The organism is Mycolicibacterium doricum (genome assembly GCF_010728155.1).
Taxonomy (GTDB): domain Bacteria; phylum Actinomycetota; class Actinomycetes; order Mycobacteriales; family Mycobacteriaceae; genus Mycobacterium; species Mycobacterium doricum.
The window spans coordinates 1,339,625-1,355,668 of sequence record NZ_AP022605.1 but is presented as its reverse complement, the minus strand read 5'-3'; the positions used below and the strand labels follow the sequence as shown (position 1 = coordinate 1,355,668).

Sequence of the window (16,044 nt, the reverse complement as noted above, 5' to 3'; positions counted from 1 at the left end):
TCAGCGATGCGGGCGGGTTGCCCGATCCGGTCTTGCCTCGCGTGTGTGACCACCGAGCGGCCAGGGTCGCGGGCGGACAGCGGACCATTGTGCCAGACCAGCACGTCGGGTCGGAAATCACTGGGTCGGGCACACTGGTGCAATGTCACTACGCCAGCGACTGCTCACCAGCATGGCCGGACAGCTGGGGCGCCCGCACGGACGACTCGGCGGAGTCGTCGCCGGAGCACTGAACCGCGGTAACGGCCAAGCCATCGCGACGGCGGTGGCCGCTGCGCAGGTGCCGGCCGGCGGGGTCGCCGCCGACATCGGTTTCGGGGGCGGGGCGGGCCTGCGCCTGCTCGTCGACGCGGTGGGGACCGGTGGCACGGTGCACGGCGTGGAGGTGTCCCGAGACATGCTGGACCGGGCGCGGCGGCAGTTCGGCCGGGACATCGACAGTGGTCGGCTGCGGCTCGCGCACGGTTCGCTCACCGCGCTGCCGTTCGGGGACGCCACACTCGATGCGGCGATCACCGTCAACACCGTGTACTTCGTCGACGATCTGGACGCCGTGTCGGCCGAATTCGCGCGGACGCTGCGGCCCGGCGGCCGGGCCGCCATCGGCGTGGGTGATCCGGAGGTGATGCGACGGCTGCCCATGACGCCGTACGGATTTCGGCTGCGTTCGATGGACGACATCGTCGCGAAGCTGGAACGGGCAGGTCTGACGGTCGCCGTGCAGAGCCGGGCCGACGGCCGGCTGCCCCGCCACACGATCACCGCCCAGCGCCCGGCCTGAGGTTTCCGACGGTGCCGTCATGGCGCGACTGTCAAGCGAGGACGGGAGCGGCAGTCGATGTAGGCGTTCGCGGGTAAACACCCGGTCCGAGATTTCCGCCAGGCTCGACATCGCTCGATGGAACATGACTACGCTCACCAGCCATGGGGAGGCTCGTCAATCTGTTCGCAATCCTGCTCGCCGCGCTGAGCATCGTCGCCGCACCCGCCGCGGTCGCCGACATCGACATCCAGCCGGTGGGGTCGGTTCCGATTCCCGCAGGCCCGGCCGAGGCGTGGATCGTGGCCGACATGGATACCGGCCAAGTGCTGGCCGGCCGTAACGACAACACCCGCTACGCCCCCGCGAGCACGATCAAGACGCTGCTCGCGCAGGTGGTGCTCGACGAAGTGCCGCTGGAGTCGACAGTCGTCGCCGACGAGGCGGACACCAGTGTGGAGTGCAATTGCGCCGGGGTGGCCCCGGGGCAGGTGTACACCGCCCGCCAACTACTCGAGGCCCTGCTGCTGGTGTCGGGCAACGACGCTGCCAACACCTTGGCCCGCACGCTCGGCGGCATGGACACTGCCGTGGCGAAGATGAACGCCAAGGCCGCCGTGTTGGGCGCCCACGGCACCAACGTGGTGACACCGTCCGGATTGGATGCACCAGGGATGCCGTTCTGGTCGACCCCGCACGATCTGGCCGTGATCTTCCGGGCGGCCATGGCCCACCCGGTGTTTGCGCAGATCACTGCCATGCCCTCGACGGTGTTCCCGACGAAGACCGGGGACACCGTCCTGGTCAACCAGAACGAGCTGTTGCACCGCTACCCCGGCGCGATCGGCGGCAAGACCGGGTTCACCGACATCGCCCGCAAGACGTTCGTGGGCGCGGCGCATCGTGACGGCCGGCGCCTGGTGGTGGTGCTGATGCACGGGCTGGTCAAAGAGGGCGGACCGACCTACTGGGATCAGGCGGCCGGTCTCCTCGACTGGGGTTTCGGGCTGGACCGCGGCGCGAGCGTCGGAGCGCTGTAGTCGGTACCAAACACGGTGTCACTGAGCCGCAACGCCTTCGAGACCGATCCGAGGCGTAAGCGCCGTTAGGCTCTGGCTCCATGGCCTGGTCGCGTTGGCGTTGGTGGTCGCGGACGCTCATCGCGGGATGCGCGGTCGCGATGACGATGTCTACGGCCGGGGTGGTGTCCAGATTCCCTGCGGCAGTGGCCCAACCGCAACCGGCAGGAGCCGTCACCCTGCCGCAGGGCCCCGCGCAGGCGTGGCTGCTCGCCGACCTCGATTCGGGCCGGGTCCTGGCCAGCCGCAATGCCTATGAACCGCACGCGCCAGCGAGCACGATCAAGGTGCTGCTCGCCATGGTGGTGCTCGACCATCTCTCGCCGGATAACTTCGCCAGGGCCAACACATCCCACACCCAGGTGGAGTGTTCCTGTATCGGGCTCACACCCGGCCAGGCCTACACCACGCGCCAGCTGCTGTCGGCGTTGCTCATGGCGTCGGGCAACGATGCGGCCAACATGCTCGCCGACATGCTGGGGGGTCAGCGTGCCGCCGTGGCGGCGATGAACCGCAAAGCCGCGCTCGTCGGCGCCACGGCCACCAGGGCGTCGTCGCCGTCCGGCCTCGACGGACCCGGCTGGGAGTCGATCACCACACCGCACGATCTTGCGGTGATGTTGCGGGCTGCGCTGAAGTATCCGCTGATCGCCCAGATCATGCGGTCGCCGTCGGCACCGTTCCCGGGTAAGACGCTGACCAACCAGAACGAGCTGCTGAGCCGCTACCCCGGTGCCGTCGCCGGCAAGACGGGCTTCACGAACCTCGCCCGCAAGACCTATGTCGGCGCCGCTCAGCGCGGTGACCGTCGCCTCGTCGTGGCGCAGATGTATGGCACCGGTGATCTCTACGGGCAGGCTATCGGGCTGTTCGACTGGGGATTCAGCCAGACCGGTTAGCGCTCAGCGGTAGACCCGACCCCGCAGGATGACCAGGGCCGGGTTGTTGACGACGGCGGCACCGCGGCGCGGGTCGTCGGCGTAACACACCAGGTCGGCGGGCGCGCCGTCGACGAGAGCGGGACGTCCGAGCCAGGCACGCGCATCCCAGCACGCCGCACCCAACGCGTCGGTAGCGCTCATCCCGATTCGGCGCAGGGCGTCGACCTCGTCACCGATGCGGCCGTGGGCGATCATGCTGCCGGCGTCGGTGCCGGCGTAGACGGACACGCCCGCTTCGTGGGCGGCCGCCACCCGTGGGTAGCTGCGCCGGTAGAGGTTTCGCATGTGGGCGGCGTAGGTGGGGTATTTGGCTGCCGAATCGGCGATGCGGGGGAAGTTCTCGAGGTTGATCAGGGTCGGTACGAGCGCTGTGCCGTGTTCCACCATCAGGCCGATGGTGTCGTCGGTGAGGCCGGTGCCGTGTTCGATGCAGTCGATACCGGCGCCGATGAGTCCCGGCAGCGCATCCTCACCGAACACGTGCGCCGTCACCCGGGCGCCATTGGCGTGGGCGGCGTCGATGGCCTGTCTGAGGATGTGGTCGTCCCACAGCGGTGCCAGATCACCGATCGACCGGTCGATCCAGTCGCCGACCAGTTTCACCCAGCCGTCGCCACGGCGTGCCTGCTCCGCGACGATCGCGGGCAGTTGCGATTCGTCCTCCACGTCGACGGCGTAACCGGCGATGTAGCGCTTCGGCTTCGCCACGTGTCGCCCCGCGCGGATGATCCGCGGCAGGTCGTCACGGTCGTCGAGGCTGCGGGTGTCGGTGGGCGAACCGCAGTCGCGAAGCAGCAGCGCGCCGACGCCCCGTTCGGTCTCGGCCTGCGCGGCCGCCTCCTCGATGCCGACCGCACCTCCGGGCACCGGCCCGAGCCCGACATGGCAGTGCGCGTCGACCAAACCCGGAACCACCCAGCCATCCGCCCCGTCGGCACCGAACACCGTGTCCGCGTCGGCGACCGGTTCCGTCTGCAGCAACCCGTCGACGATCCACCACTGCACCGGCTGCCCGTCGGGCAGACCACGGCCTCGTACGTGCAACGCCGCAGCGGCCATGTCAGTTCTTGGGAAACTTCAGCTTGCTCAGATCGAAGTCGGCCAGGCCGGGCGGCAGCTCGTCGAGTCCCTTCGGCATGTTTGACAGGTCGGGGAATCCGGCGGGCATGCCGGGCAATCCCGCGCCGAGCGGGTTGCGGTTCTTCGGCGGCGTCGGACCCCGGCCCTTCTTGCCCTTCTGCTTGTTCTTACCCTTCGCGGCCTTACGGGTGTTCTTGCCGCGCGCGAACGGCATGCCCATCTGGCCTGCCATCTGGGACATCATCTTGCGGGCCTCGAAGAATCGGTCGACGAGCTGGTTGACCTCTGACACGGTCACGCCCGAACCATTGGCGATCCGCAACCGTCGCGACGCGTTGATGATCTTCGGATCGGCGCGCTCGGCGGGCGTCATGCCGCGGATGATGGCCTGCACCCGGTCGAGTTGGGTGTCGTCGACCGCGGCCAGCGCATCTTTCATCTGACCGGCGCCGGGAAGCATGCCCAGCAGGTTGCCGATCGGGCCCATCTTGCGGATCGCCAGCATCTGCTCGAGGAAATCCTCGAGGGTGAGCTCGCCGCTGCCGATCTTGGCGGCGGTCGCCTCGGCCTGCTGAGCGTCGAAGACCTGTTCGGCCTGCTCGATCAGGGTCAGCAGGTCACCCATGCCGAGGATGCGGCTGGCCATCCGGTCGGGGTGGAAGACGTCGAAGTCCTCCAGCTTCTCCCCGGACGAGGCGAACAGGATCGGCACGCCGGTGACCTCGCGGACCGACAGCGCAGCGCCACCGCGGGCGTCGCCGTCGAGTTTGGTCAACACGACGCCGGTGAAGCCGACGCCTTCGCGGAACGCCTCGGCGGTGGTCACCGCGTCCTGACCGATCATCGCGTCGAGGACGAACAGCACCTCGTCGGGATCCACGGCGGCGCGGATCGCGGCAGCCTGACTCATCAACTCCTCGTCGATGCCGAGGCGCCCCGCGGTGTCGACGATCACGACGTCGAAGTGCTTGACCCTGGCCTCGGCGAGACCCGCGGCGGCCACCGCCACCGGGTCCGCGGTCCCCTTGACCTCCGGTGCGCCGGGCGCGGTACCAGGGTGCGGTGCGAACACCGACACCCCCGCGCGTTCGCCGACGATCTGGAGCTGGTTGACGGCACCGGGTCGTTGCAGATCACAAGCCACGAGCAGCGGAGTGTGGCCCTGAGCGCGCAACCACTTCGCGAGCTTGCCGGCCAGCGTGGTCTTACCGGAACCCTGCAGGCCAGCCAGCATGATCACCGTCGGCGGGGTCTTGGCGAATGCCAGTGAGCGGGTCTCCCCGCCGAGGATGCCGACGAGTTCCTCGTTGACGATCTTGACGACCTGCTGGGCGGGGTTCAGCGCGGCCGAGACCTCCGCACCCTTGGCGCGTTCCTTGATGCGCGCGACGAATGCGCGCACCACCGGCAGGGAGACGTCGGCCTCCAACAGCGCCAGTCGGATCTCGCGGGCCGTCGCGTCGATGTCGGCGTCGGTCAACCGGCCTTTGTTGCGCAGCCCCTGCAGGGCACCGGTCAACCGGTCGGACAAGGATTCGAACACGGTGTCCACCTTAACGGTCGAGGTCGACTTCCCCACCGGGCGGCGCTCGTCGCGCGGTGCCGCTCAGCTCGCCTGTTCGGCCTGCCTGGGGGGTGGTGGCGGGGTGGGCAGCACCGCGTAGAGGTCCCGTTCGAGCTCGGCGCGCACGGTTCGGCGCTCGACGTCGGTGCCGGCGGCCAGCGCAGGCACTGCGATGCCGAAGACGTCGACCACCGACGACCCGAGCGTGGTGACCTTCGCCCATGCGATGTCCACCCCGCCGCGTTCGAATACCGCGGTCAACCGTGCCAGCAGCCCGGCGCGGTCGACGGTGCGGATCTGCACGACGAATTCGCTCGGTGAGGCACCGTTCGACCACAGAACACGAGGCGGCGCCGCAACGTGGTTTGCCGGCACTGCGGCGAGGATCTCCCCCGCCCGTGGCGTGGCGTACCGGGCGGCCTCGTGTTCCCGCCGCTCCAGCCCCGCCAGCACGTCGAGTTCTCCGTCGAGGGCGAGCATGAACTGCTGGCGCAGGAGTCCGGCGGCGGGTGGCGCGCCGAAGTGCGGCGACACCACGAACGTGTTGATCGCCGAACCCTGATGGCTGTTCACCGACGCCGAGTGCACCCGAAGCGAGTTCAGTGCCAGCACACCTGCGGCCTTCGACAGCAGTCCGCGCCGGTCCGGGGCGATCATCGTCACCTGGTGGATGTGCGGACTGTCGGACCGTGTCAGCTCGACGTGCACGCCGACCTCCCCCGCCAGTTGCAGGTGACGCGGGTCGATCGGATCAGGTTGCGGCAGCGGTTCGCCGGACATCACCAGCCGGCACCGCCGCACCAGGTCGCCGATCAGCGACGCCTTCCAGTCACCCCACACCCCGGGTCCGGTTGCCAACGAGTCCGCCTCGGCCAGCGTGTGTAGCAGTTCCAACAGCACCAGGTCGCCACCCAGCTTGTGCACCACCGCGTCGATGGTCTTGGGATCCTGCAGGTCCCGGCGGATTGCGGTGTCGGGCAGGAGCAGGTGGTAACGCACCATCTTCGACAGCAGATCGATGTCCGACGGCCACAACCCCAGCCGGGTACCGATCTGATCGGCGAGTTCGGCGCCGATCACGCTGTGGTCCCCGCCGCGCCCCTTACCGATGTCATGGCACAGCGCACCAAGCACCAGCAGATCCGGACGCGAGACGCGGGTGGTGAACGCACTTGCCCTCGAGACGGTTTCAACGCAATGACGATCCACCGTCCAGATGTGAACGACGTCGCGCGGCGGTAGGTCGCGCACCGCGCCCCATTCGGGGAAGAGCCGGCCCCACAGCCCGGTGCGGTCCAGAGCCTCGATGGTGGACACCACCGCCGGACCCACACCGAGCATCACGAGCAGATCGTTGAGCGCCTCACGCGGCCACGGCGTCCGCAGTTCGGGCGCGGTCTCGGCGAGCCGGCTCAGCGTCGACACCGCCATCGGCAGCCCGGTGGTGGCCGACGCCGCCGCCACGCGCAGGATCAGGGCAGGATCCCGCTCCGGGCGGGCGTCGCGGGCGAGGATCACCTCGCCCGCGTATTCGACGACGCCTTCGTCGAGGGGCCGGCGCACCGGCCGGCGCAGCGCGGCGAAACCGCGGCGCGGCAGCGCGTTGGCGGCCGTGCGCAGACCGGCGTCGACGTAGTAACTGATGGTGCGCGCGGCGTCGGAGAGCATGCGCGCCAAATCGAAACGGTCGCCGATGCGCAGAGCCGCGCCGATCTCGTCGGCGTACTGCGCCAGCAGCAGATCGCGGCCGCGGCCCGAGACCCGGTGCAGTTCGGTGCGTACGTTGAGCAGCGCCAGATGCGCCCCGCCGAGCGTGCCCGTCGGCGACGCCAGCGCCGGGCTGGGATACACGTCGGCCAGCTGCGCGATCGCCAGCGCGTTGAGCAGTTGCACGTCGCGCAGCCCGCCACGGCCGGATTTGAGGTCGGGCTCGGCGCGGTGGGCGATCTCCCCGCTGCGCTGCCACCGCGCCCGGGTGTGCTCGACGAGGTCGGCGAAACGCGGGGCGATGCCCGTGCGCCACTGTCTGCGAGCGCCGCCTACCAGTAGATTCGACAGGTCCGCGTCACCGGCGATGTGGCGCACCTCCAGCATCGCCAGCCCGGCCGAGATCTCCTCGCCGGCCACCTTCAGCGCCTCCGGCACCGTGCGTACGCTGTGGTCGAGCCGAATGTTCGCGTCCCACAACGGGTACCACAACAGCTCGGCGACCTGACTCACCGCATCGGCGGGCATGTTGTCGTGCAGCAGCATCAGATCGAGATCCGAGTACGGCAGCAGCTCGCGGCGGCCCAGCCCGCCCGTCGCGACGATCGAGAACCCACTGGTCGCGGTGATCCCGATCTCGTTCGCCTTTGTGCCGAGCCAGAATTCGTGCAGATCGAGCAGCGCGTCGCGCAACGCCGCGCTGTCGAGTGGACGCGACCCGCCGTTCAACAGCTGCTGCGATGCCTTGACCAGATCGGTGGCGGGCCGCAGGGAACCCGCCGCCGGTGCCGTCCATCTCGGGGCGCCGGCGGCGGGATCCGGTTGTCTGCCTGGCCGTGTCATATCGGAAGCTTTCCCCGGACCGGTGAAACGCCTACTGTGTTGCCCCGGGAGACGATCCCCTCCTCGATCAGAGGGCGTCCGCCCCCCGTTCGCCGGTGCGCACCCGCACAACGGTGTCGACGGGGCTCACCCAGACCTTCCCGTCACCGATCTTGCCGGTGCGGGCCGCCTGCACGATGACGTCCACGACCTTGTCGACGGCGGAGTCGTCGACGATCACCTCGACCCGCACCTTCGGCACGAAATCCACGGAGTACTCGGCGCCGCGGTACACCTCGGTGTGACCCTTCTGGCGGCCGTAACCCTGGACCTCGCTGACAGTCATCCCCAGGATGCCGGTCTGCTCGAGCCCGGTCTTGACGTCTTCGAGCGTGAACGGCTTGACGATCGCAGTGATCAGCTTCATTTCGTCGGTCCCTTCCAAGAAAATTGTTGCCGATCAGACGAGTTCATAAGCTGTTTCCGCGTGCTCGGTCTCATCGATACCGGTGTCCTCGTCTTCCCGTGTGATACGCCAACCCAGCGGTTTGACGATGAAAGCGATGATCGCAGTCATCACTCCCGTAAAGACCACTGCTACCAGAGCTATCACGACCTGCACCACAAGCTGCTGGATCCCACCGCCGTAGAACAGCCCGGTCTCGGTGGCCAGGAAGCCGACGCCCACGGTGCCCCACAGGCCCGCGACCAGGTGCACACCGACCACGTCGAGTGAATCGTCGTAGCCGAACTTGTACTTCAGGCCGATGGCCAGAGCCGACAGGACACCCGCAACGGCGCCGAGGATCAGCGATCCGATCGGGGACAGCGAACCGCAGGCCGGGGTGATCGCGACCAGGCCGGTGACGATGCCCGAGGCGGCGCCGACGCCGGTGGCGTGGCCATCACGAATCCGTTCGACTGCGAGCCACGCCAGCATCGCGGCGGCGGTGGCGGCGGTCGTGTTCACCCAGACCAGACCGGCAAGCACATCGGCGGCGCCTTCGGATCCGGCATTGAACCCGAACCAGCCGAACCACAGCAACGCGGCACCGAGCATCACGAACGGGATGTTGTGCGGGCGGAACGCGGTGCTGCCGAATCCGACGCGCTTACCGACCAGCAGGGCCAGCACCAGGGCAGCCATACCGGCGTTGATGTGGACCACCGTGCCACCGGCGAAGTCGATCGGCGCGGTGTTGGCCGCTCCTTCTTCGGCGTTGTAGCCGAACAGCCACGAGGCGAAGCCATTCTCCGCGCCGGAGAGCAGCCCGCCACCCCAAACCATGTGCGCCAGCGGAAAGTACACCAGGGTGGCCCAGATTCCGCCGAACGTCAGCCAGGTCGCGAACTTCATCCGCTCGGCCACCGCACCGCTGATCAGCGCTACGGTGATCACGGCGAAGGTCAACTGGAAGGCGACCCAGACGATCGCCGGAACCGATCCGAACCCACCGATCGGGTACAGCTCCTCACCACCGATCTCCCGCGACTCCAGCAGCGGGCTCAACCCGAACAGGGAGAACGGATTGTCGAAGATGCCCAAGATGTCGCTCTCACCGGTGTGCGCCGACGAGAACGACATCGAGTAACCCCAGAGCACGTAGATCACACTCACGACGCCCAGCGCCCCGAAGGACATCATCATCATGTTGAGGACGGACTTCTGGCGCGACAGGCCGCCGTAGAAGAACGCGAGCGCGGGTGTCATCAACAGCACCAGGGCGGCGCTGACCAGCACCCAGGCGGTGTCGCCGCTGTCGAAGGCGGCGAACGCTTCGTCGGGTAAGGCTAAGACCACTTTGTGTGAACCTCCTTGGGAAGTGCGCCGACGGATCGGCCTCCCGAGAAGACTCTTTTGCGCGCGTTTCGCCAGTGATGCGTGGGCGTTTCGGCAATGTGAACGCAATGGCATACCTGGTTACGCTCATGTTTCGGGCACAGCCGGGCCGATTCGCCCGCCCATCGGACGGTCAGCCGAGCAGTGCGTCGACGAATGCGCCGGGCTCGAACGGCGCGAGATCGTCGGGCCCCTCCCCGAGGCCGACGAGCTTGACCGGGACGCCGAGCTCCTCCTGTACGCGGAAGACGATGCCGCCCTTGGCGGTGCCGTCGAGTTTGGTCAGCACCACCCCGGTGATCTTCACCACCTCGGCGAAGACCCGCGCCTGCGGCAGGCTGTTCTGGCCGATCGTCGCGTCGAGCACCAGCAGGACCTCGTCCACGGCGGCCCGCTTCTCGACCACCCGTTTGACCTTGCCCAGTTCGTCCATGAGGCCGGTCTTGGTGTGCAACCGCCCGGCGGTGTCGATGGCGACGACGTCGGCGCCGTTGGCGATGCCCTTGGAGACCGCATCGAAGGCCACCGACGCGGGGTCGGCGCCCTCCGGTCCGCGTACCACCTCGGCGCCGACCCGCGAGGCCCATGTCTGCAACTGATCGGCCGCCGCGGCACGGAAGGTGTCGGCGGCGCCGAGGACGACGCGGCGTCCGTCGGCGACCAGGACGCGCGCGAGTTTGCCGACCGTGGTCGTCTTGCCGGTGCCGTTGACGCCGACGACAAGCAGCACCGACGGTTTGTCGGCGTGCGGCAGCGCGCGGATCGAGCGATCCATCTCGGGGTGCAGTTCGGAGACCAATACGTCACGCAGCACCGCTCGGGCGTCGGCCTCGGTGCGCACCGCCTCACTGGCCATCCGGGTGCGCAGTGCACCGACCACCGACTCGGTCACGACCGGACCGAGGTCGGCGATGAGCAGGGTGTCCTCGATCTCCTCCCAGGACTCCTCGTCGAGGTCGCCACCGCCGAGCAAGCCGAGCATGCTGCGGCCCAGCGCGTTCTGCGACTTCGCCAGCCGGCCTCGGAGTCGATCGAGGCGCCCGTCGGTGGGGGCGATGACCTCGGCGGACGCCTCCGGTTCGGGCGTCGGCTCCGGTTCGGACGCTGGCTCGGGTGTCGGCTCCGGTTCGGGCGCCGGCTTCTCCGGTGCCCGCGGCGGGACCGTCTCGGTGGGCGGCTCCGGCAGGCGCACGTCGGCGATCGGGCGCTTGGGCGCATCCCGCGGAATCGTCGCGTCGTCGCCGACCGCCGGCAGACCGCTGGTGTCGATGCGGTCCTTCGGGCCGACCGGCGGCGCCTCCGTCGCCGCTGACGATTGTGTGAACGTGATCCCGGAACTGGCCGTGTATCCGCCGGAGCGGTCGATCGGTGTGGCAGTGTCGGCCTTCGAAAGCCTGATCCGCCGGTGCCGGTACCGGATCAGGCCCACGACGAGCGCAACGACGAGTAGAACGGCGATGACCGCGATTGCGATCCACACAGCCAGCGAGAGATCCAGGGTCACCCGGCCATTGTCTCAGGGTGGGTAACCGGTGACGTGGTGGCCTCACAGCAGCCGGAGTGGCAGCGGAATCGGTATGGAGACCCGCAAGCGACGCCACATCGACGTGTGCCTGCACGGGCCGGTGGAGTACGAGACGGTCACCACCGGGCTGGAGCACTACCGGCTGCCCTACAACGCGTTGACTCAGACCTCGCTCCGCCGGGTGCGGCTCGACACCCGATTCCTCGGTAAGCCGCTGTCGGCGCCGCTGCTGATCGGCGCGATGACCGGCGGCGCGGAACTGTCCGGCACCATCAACCGCAACCTCGCCGCGGCGGCTCAGCGACTCGGCGTCGGGATGATGCTCGGTTCTCAGCGCATCATGTTCCACAACGACGCCGTCGCGCGGAGCTTCGCCGTCCGCGACATCGCCCCCGACGTGCTGCTGATCGGCAACGTCGGCCTCGCGCAGCTGTCCGAACCTGTGTTACCCGCGCTGGAGCGGGCGCTCGAACACGTGGGCGCCGACGCGCTCGCCGTGCACACCAACCCGCTGCAGGAGGCCATGCAGCGTGACGGGGACACCGACTTCACCGGGTCGATCGACCGGCTGCGTACCCTCGCGGCGACGCTGCGGCAGCCGGTGCTGCTCAAGGAGGTCGGTCACGGGATCGGTGCCGCGGCTGCCGCCGCACTCGCGGGCAGCGCGCTGGCCGCCGTCGACGTCGCCGGGGCCGGCGGCACCTCGTGGGCGCGGGTCGAACAACTCGTTCGCTACGGCGAGATCCGCTCACCGGCGCTAGCCGAATGGGGCGTTCCGACCGCACAGGCATTGCTCGAGGTGCGCCGCACCCTGCCCGACGTCGCGCTGGTGGCCTCCGGCGGCATCCGCACCGGGATGGACGCGGCCAAGGCGCTGGCGATGGGCGCCGACGTGGTGGCGGTCGCGCGTCCGCTGCTCGCCCCCGCGATCCAATCGGCCGACGCGGTCGTGGAGTGGCTGCTCGGGTTCATCGACGAACTGCGGGTGTGCCTGCACGGCTGCGGGGCCGCGGACCTGGCCGCGCTCCAGCGCGGTGGGGTACTGACCGCCTGAGTCCGCCGAAACGAACACATGGGCGCGAATGTGCGAGAAGATTCCGCCGTTTCGTCCATCTCGGCGTCAAGAATGGCTAGCATTGCGTGCCGACCAACTCCTGGCCGCGCAGCCGCTGCGAGATCACCTGGGTGATGCCGTCGCCCTGCATCGTCACGCCGTAGAGTGCGTCGGCGACCTCCATCGTCGCCTTCTGGTGGGTGATGACGATCAGCTGCGAACGTTCGCGCAGCTGCTCGAACAGGCTGATCAGCCGGCGCAGGTTGACGTCGTCGAGCGCGGCCTCCACCTCGTCCAACACGTAGAACGGCGACGGGCGTGCCCGGAAGATCGCCACCAGCATGGCCACCGCGGTCAGCGACTTCTCCCCGCCCGACAGCAGCGAAAGCCGTTTGATCTTCTTGCCCGGCGGCCGCGCCTCGACCTCGATGCCGGTGCTCAGCATGTCGTCGGGGTCGGTCAGCAGCAGTCTGCCCTCGCCGCCCGGGAACAGGGCTGCGAACACCTGGGTGAATTCGCGTTCCACGTCGGCATAGGCTTCGGTGAAGACTCCGAGGATGCGATCGTCGACGGCGGCGATCACGTCGAGCAGGTCCTTGCGTGCGGCCTTGACGTCCTCGAGCTGGGTGGACAGGAAGTTGTAGCGCTCCTCGAGCGCCGCGAACTCCTCCAGCGCAAGGGGGTTGACCCGGCCGAGTTCTTTGAGCTCCTTCTCCGCGAGCTTGGCTCGACGCTCCTGGGTGCCGCGGTCGAACGGCATCGGCGCCGGTGTGACCACCTGCTCGCCGCGCTCCTTGGCCTGTCGGTACTCGGCCATCTCCAGCTCCGTCGGCGACAACGCCACGTGCGGGCCGTACTCGGCGATCAGGTCGGCGGGCGCCATCCCGAACTGTTCGAGCACCGTGGCCTCGAGTTGTTCGATGCGCAGCGCCGCCTGCGCCTTGGCCACCTCGTCGCGGTGGAGGGCGTCGGTGAGCGCGGTGAGGCGGGCGCCGAGTTCACTGACCTCCTCGCGCGCTTGGCTCAGCGCCGCCGCCCGCTGCTGGCGTTCGGCGGCCAGCGTGTCGCGGTTGCGCGACGCCGCGGCGACGACCGCGCCGAGCCGTGCGGCGACCTGCCTACCCGATTCGGCCACCGCGCCCGCAACCGCGGCGGCGTGTTCGCGGGCCTGCTTCGCGCGCTTAGCCCGCAACCGTGCCTCGCGTTCGGCGGCGGCCGCGCGGCGTAGTGAATCCGCCTGCCCTCGAACGGCATTGGCGCGCTCTTCGGCAGTACGTACGGACAGCCGCGCCTCCACCTCGGCGGCGCGGGCGGCTTCGGCGGCGGCCACCGACTCCTGCCGGTCGACGGGCTCGGCCTCGAAAAGCGGGGCCTGTTGCGCATTGTGCAGCCGGGTCTCCAGTTCGGCGAGCTCTTCGACGGTTCGGGTGCGGCCGGCCTCGAGTTCGTCGCGTTGCCGGATCAGCCGCTGGTATTCCTCGGCGGCCGCGCGGGCGTCCTGGCCCAGCCGGCCGAGTTGCTCGTAGATGGACGAGATTGCGGCGTCCGACTCGTTGAGTGCGGCCAGAGCGTGTTCGGCGGCGTCCTGACGGTCACGCTGTTCGGTCAACGCTCCGGAGAGCGCGGCGGCCAGTTCGCCGACCTGTTTCTCGGCGGCCTCGAGGTCGGCGCGGGCCTTGTCGATCTCCGAGGCAATCTCCAGCGTGCTGGGTTTGCGGTCTGACCCACCGCTGATCCAGCCCGCCCCGACCAGGTCACCGTCGACGGTTACCGCCCGCAACTGGGCCCGGCCCGCCACCACGTCCAGCGCGTTGGCCAGGTCGTCGACGATCGCGACTCCGGACAGCATCGCGGTTATCGCACCACGCAACCGCGCAGGAATGTCAACCACGTCGACGGCCCACACCGCGCCGGCGGGCAGCGCAGGCGGGTCGGTGGCTGGCGGCTCCGGCCAGTCGCCCAGCACCAGGGCAGCGCGTCCACCGTCGGACTCCTTGAGCGCTGCGACCGCCGCACGCGCCGCACCGGAGTTCTCGGCGGCCAGCGCGTCGGCGGCCGTGCCGAGCACCGTCGCCACCGCCACCTCATGACCTGGGCGGACCTTGAGCAGTTCGGCAATTGATCCGAAAAGCCCTGCGCCGGCGTGGTTCTGCTGCAACCAGGCCGCACCGTCGCGGCGATCGAGGCCGACAGCGAGTGCATCGATGCGCGCCCGTAGAGAGGCCACCTGTTTTTCGGCGGCACGCTCGGCGGTCTGCAGTTCGGCCACTCGCTCGTCGGCCTGGCGCAGCGCGGCCACCGTGCGGTCGTGGTGCTCGTCGAGGGCGACTTCCCCCTCGTCGAGCTCTCCGACGCGAGACTGGACGGTCTCGAACTCGGCCCGCGCGGCCTCGGCTCTGGCGGCGGCCTCCTCGATGCCGACCGTCAACCGCGCCACGGTGTCGTCGATCGATTCCACCCTGGTCCGCATGGTGTCGACCTGACCGGCCAGCCGCGCCAGACCCTCCCGGCGGTCCGCTTCGGCCCGGGCGGCGGCCATGTGCGCGCGCTCCGCCTCTGCGGCAACCCGCTCGCGGCCGGCCAATTCGTCCCGCGCGGCCTCCAGCACCGCGCGCGATTCGGCCAGCTCCGCGAGTAGTTCGGCTTCGTGGGCCGCCATGTGGTCCGCCTCGGCCTCCAGTTCGTCGGGATCGCGGCCGGTCGAAGGCTCCGGTTCGGCATCGAGGCGCTGCGTGCGCTCGTCGGCGATCCGCACGGTCGCACTGACACGTTCGGTCAGCGCGGAGAGCCGGAACCAGCTCTGCTGCGCGAGCTCGGCGCGTTCGGTCAACTCGGCCACCGCGACCTCGTGGCCGTCGAGCTCGGCCGTGGCGGCCCCGAGCCGCGTGGTGATCTCGTCGTGCTCGCGGCGCAGCATGGTCTCGGTCTGGTGGGTGCTGTCGAACTCCGATCGCCGGGTCACCAGGTCGTCGGCGGCCAGTCGCAGCCTGGCGTCGCGCAGATCGGCCTGGATGGTCTGGGCCCTCCTCGCCATCTCGGCCTGGCGGCCCAGCGGTTTGAGTTGGCGGCGCAGTTCGGTGGTCAGGTCGGTCAGCCGGGCGAGGTTGGCCTGCATCGAGTCAAGCTTGCGGATTGACTTCTCTTTGCGTTTGCGGTGTTTCAGCACACCGGCTGCCTCTTCGATGAATGCGCGACGGTCCTCCGGGCGCGATTCGAGGATCTCGGAGAGCTTGCCCTGGCCGACGATGACGTGCATCTCCCGGCCGATACCCGAATCGCTGAGCAGTTCTTGAACGTCCATCAGGCGGCAGTGGCTGCCGTTGATCTCGTATTCGCTGCCACCGTCGCGGAACATTCGGCGGGTGATCGACACCTCGGAGTACTCGATTGGCAGTGCGTTGTCGGAATTGTCGATCGTGACGGTCACCTCGGCACGGCCCAGCGGTGCGCGCGAGGATGTGCCGGCGAAGATGACGTCCTCCATCTTGCCGCCGCGCAGCGTCTTGGCGCTGTGCTCCCCCATCACCCAGGTCAGGGCGTCGACGACGTTGGACTTGCCCGACCCGTTCGGGCCGACCACACAGGTGATGCCCGGCTCGAACCGCAGAGTCGTCGGCGCCGCGAAGGACTTGAAGCCCTTGAGCGTCAGACTCTTCAGATGCATGACGTGCC

11 protein-coding genes are annotated in these 16,044 nt (G+C 69.1%); 4 read left to right on the top strand and 7 right to left on the bottom strand.

Annotation, left to right across the window (positions count from 1 at the left end; genetic code table 11):
• The first annotated feature begins 142 nt into the window (after positions 1 to 142).
• From G6N07_RS06710 to G6N07_RS06700, 3 genes are all read left to right on the top strand, one after another.
• On the top strand, positions 143 to 781 hold the full coding sequence (locus tag G6N07_RS06710) for a class I SAM-dependent methyltransferase (protein WP_085188874.1): 639 nt from the start codon (positions 143 to 145) through the stop codon (positions 779 to 781).
• Positions 782 to 924: 143 nt separating this feature from the next.
• The gene (locus G6N07_RS06705; RefSeq protein WP_085188876.1) at positions 925 to 1,800 is read left to right on the top strand and encodes a D-alanyl-D-alanine carboxypeptidase family protein; all 876 of its coding nucleotides are present in this window, start codon (positions 925 to 927) and stop codon (positions 1,798 to 1,800) included.
• A gap of 80 nt (positions 1,801 to 1,880) precedes the next feature.
• On the top strand, positions 1,881 to 2,738 hold the full coding sequence (locus G6N07_RS06700; protein ID WP_372507513.1) for a D-alanyl-D-alanine carboxypeptidase family protein: 858 nt from the start codon (positions 1,881 to 1,883) through the stop codon (positions 2,736 to 2,738).
• A gap of 3 nt (positions 2,739 to 2,741) precedes the next feature.
• On the opposite strand, the gene G6N07_RS06695 is transcribed toward G6N07_RS06700, so the two are convergent.
• From G6N07_RS06695 to ftsY, 6 genes are all read right to left on the bottom strand, one after another.
• Positions 2,742 to 3,839 carry an amidohydrolase family protein gene (locus G6N07_RS06695; protein ID WP_085188878.1) on the bottom strand — a complete coding sequence of 366 codons (1,098 nt, stop codon included), beginning with the start codon at positions 3,837 to 3,839 and terminating at the stop codon, positions 2,742 to 2,744.
• 1 nt (position 3,840) lies between these two features.
• Positions 3,841 to 5,403 carry a signal recognition particle protein gene (ffh, locus tag G6N07_RS06690; protein WP_085189114.1) on the bottom strand — a complete coding sequence of 521 codons (1,563 nt, stop codon included), beginning with the start codon at positions 5,401 to 5,403 and terminating at the stop codon, positions 3,841 to 3,843.
• Positions 5,404 to 5,466: 63 nt separating this feature from the next.
• The gene (locus tag G6N07_RS06685; protein WP_085188880.1) at positions 5,467 to 7,974 is read right to left on the bottom strand and encodes a [protein-PII] uridylyltransferase; all 2,508 of its coding nucleotides are present in this window, start codon (positions 7,972 to 7,974) and stop codon (positions 5,467 to 5,469) included.
• Positions 7,975 to 8,041: 67 nt separating this feature from the next.
• Positions 8,042 to 8,380: a P-II family nitrogen regulator gene (locus tag G6N07_RS06680; RefSeq protein ID WP_011559357.1), complete on the bottom strand. Its 339-nt coding sequence runs from the start codon at positions 8,378 to 8,380 to the stop codon at positions 8,042 to 8,044.
• A 33-nt stretch (positions 8,381 to 8,413) separates the two neighbouring features.
• Entirely contained in the window at positions 8,414 to 9,754 is a 1,341-nt protein-coding gene (locus tag G6N07_RS06675; RefSeq protein ID WP_085188882.1) for an ammonium transporter, read from the bottom strand.
• Positions 9,755 to 9,926: 172 nt separating this feature from the next.
• On the bottom strand, positions 9,927 to 11,297 hold the full coding sequence (gene ftsY, locus G6N07_RS06670) for a signal recognition particle-docking protein FtsY (protein ID WP_085188884.1): 1,371 nt from the start codon (positions 11,295 to 11,297) through the stop codon (positions 9,927 to 9,929).
• Between the two features lie 73 nt (positions 11,298 to 11,370).
• On the opposite strand from ftsY, the gene fni reads away from it, so the two are divergent.
• Positions 11,371 to 12,372, top strand: coding sequence for a type 2 isopentenyl-diphosphate Delta-isomerase (gene fni / locus G6N07_RS06665; RefSeq protein ID WP_179959958.1), 1,002 nt, complete (start codon positions 11,371 to 11,373; stop codon positions 12,370 to 12,372).
• 76 nt (positions 12,373 to 12,448) lie between these two features.
• Here the strand turns inward: fni and smc are convergent, their stop codons facing one another.
• Positions 12,449 to 16,036: a chromosome segregation protein SMC gene (gene smc / locus G6N07_RS06660; protein ID WP_085188888.1), complete on the bottom strand. Its 3,588-nt coding sequence runs from the start codon at positions 16,034 to 16,036 to the stop codon at positions 12,449 to 12,451.
• Between the last annotated feature and the right edge of the window lie 8 nt (positions 16,037 to 16,044).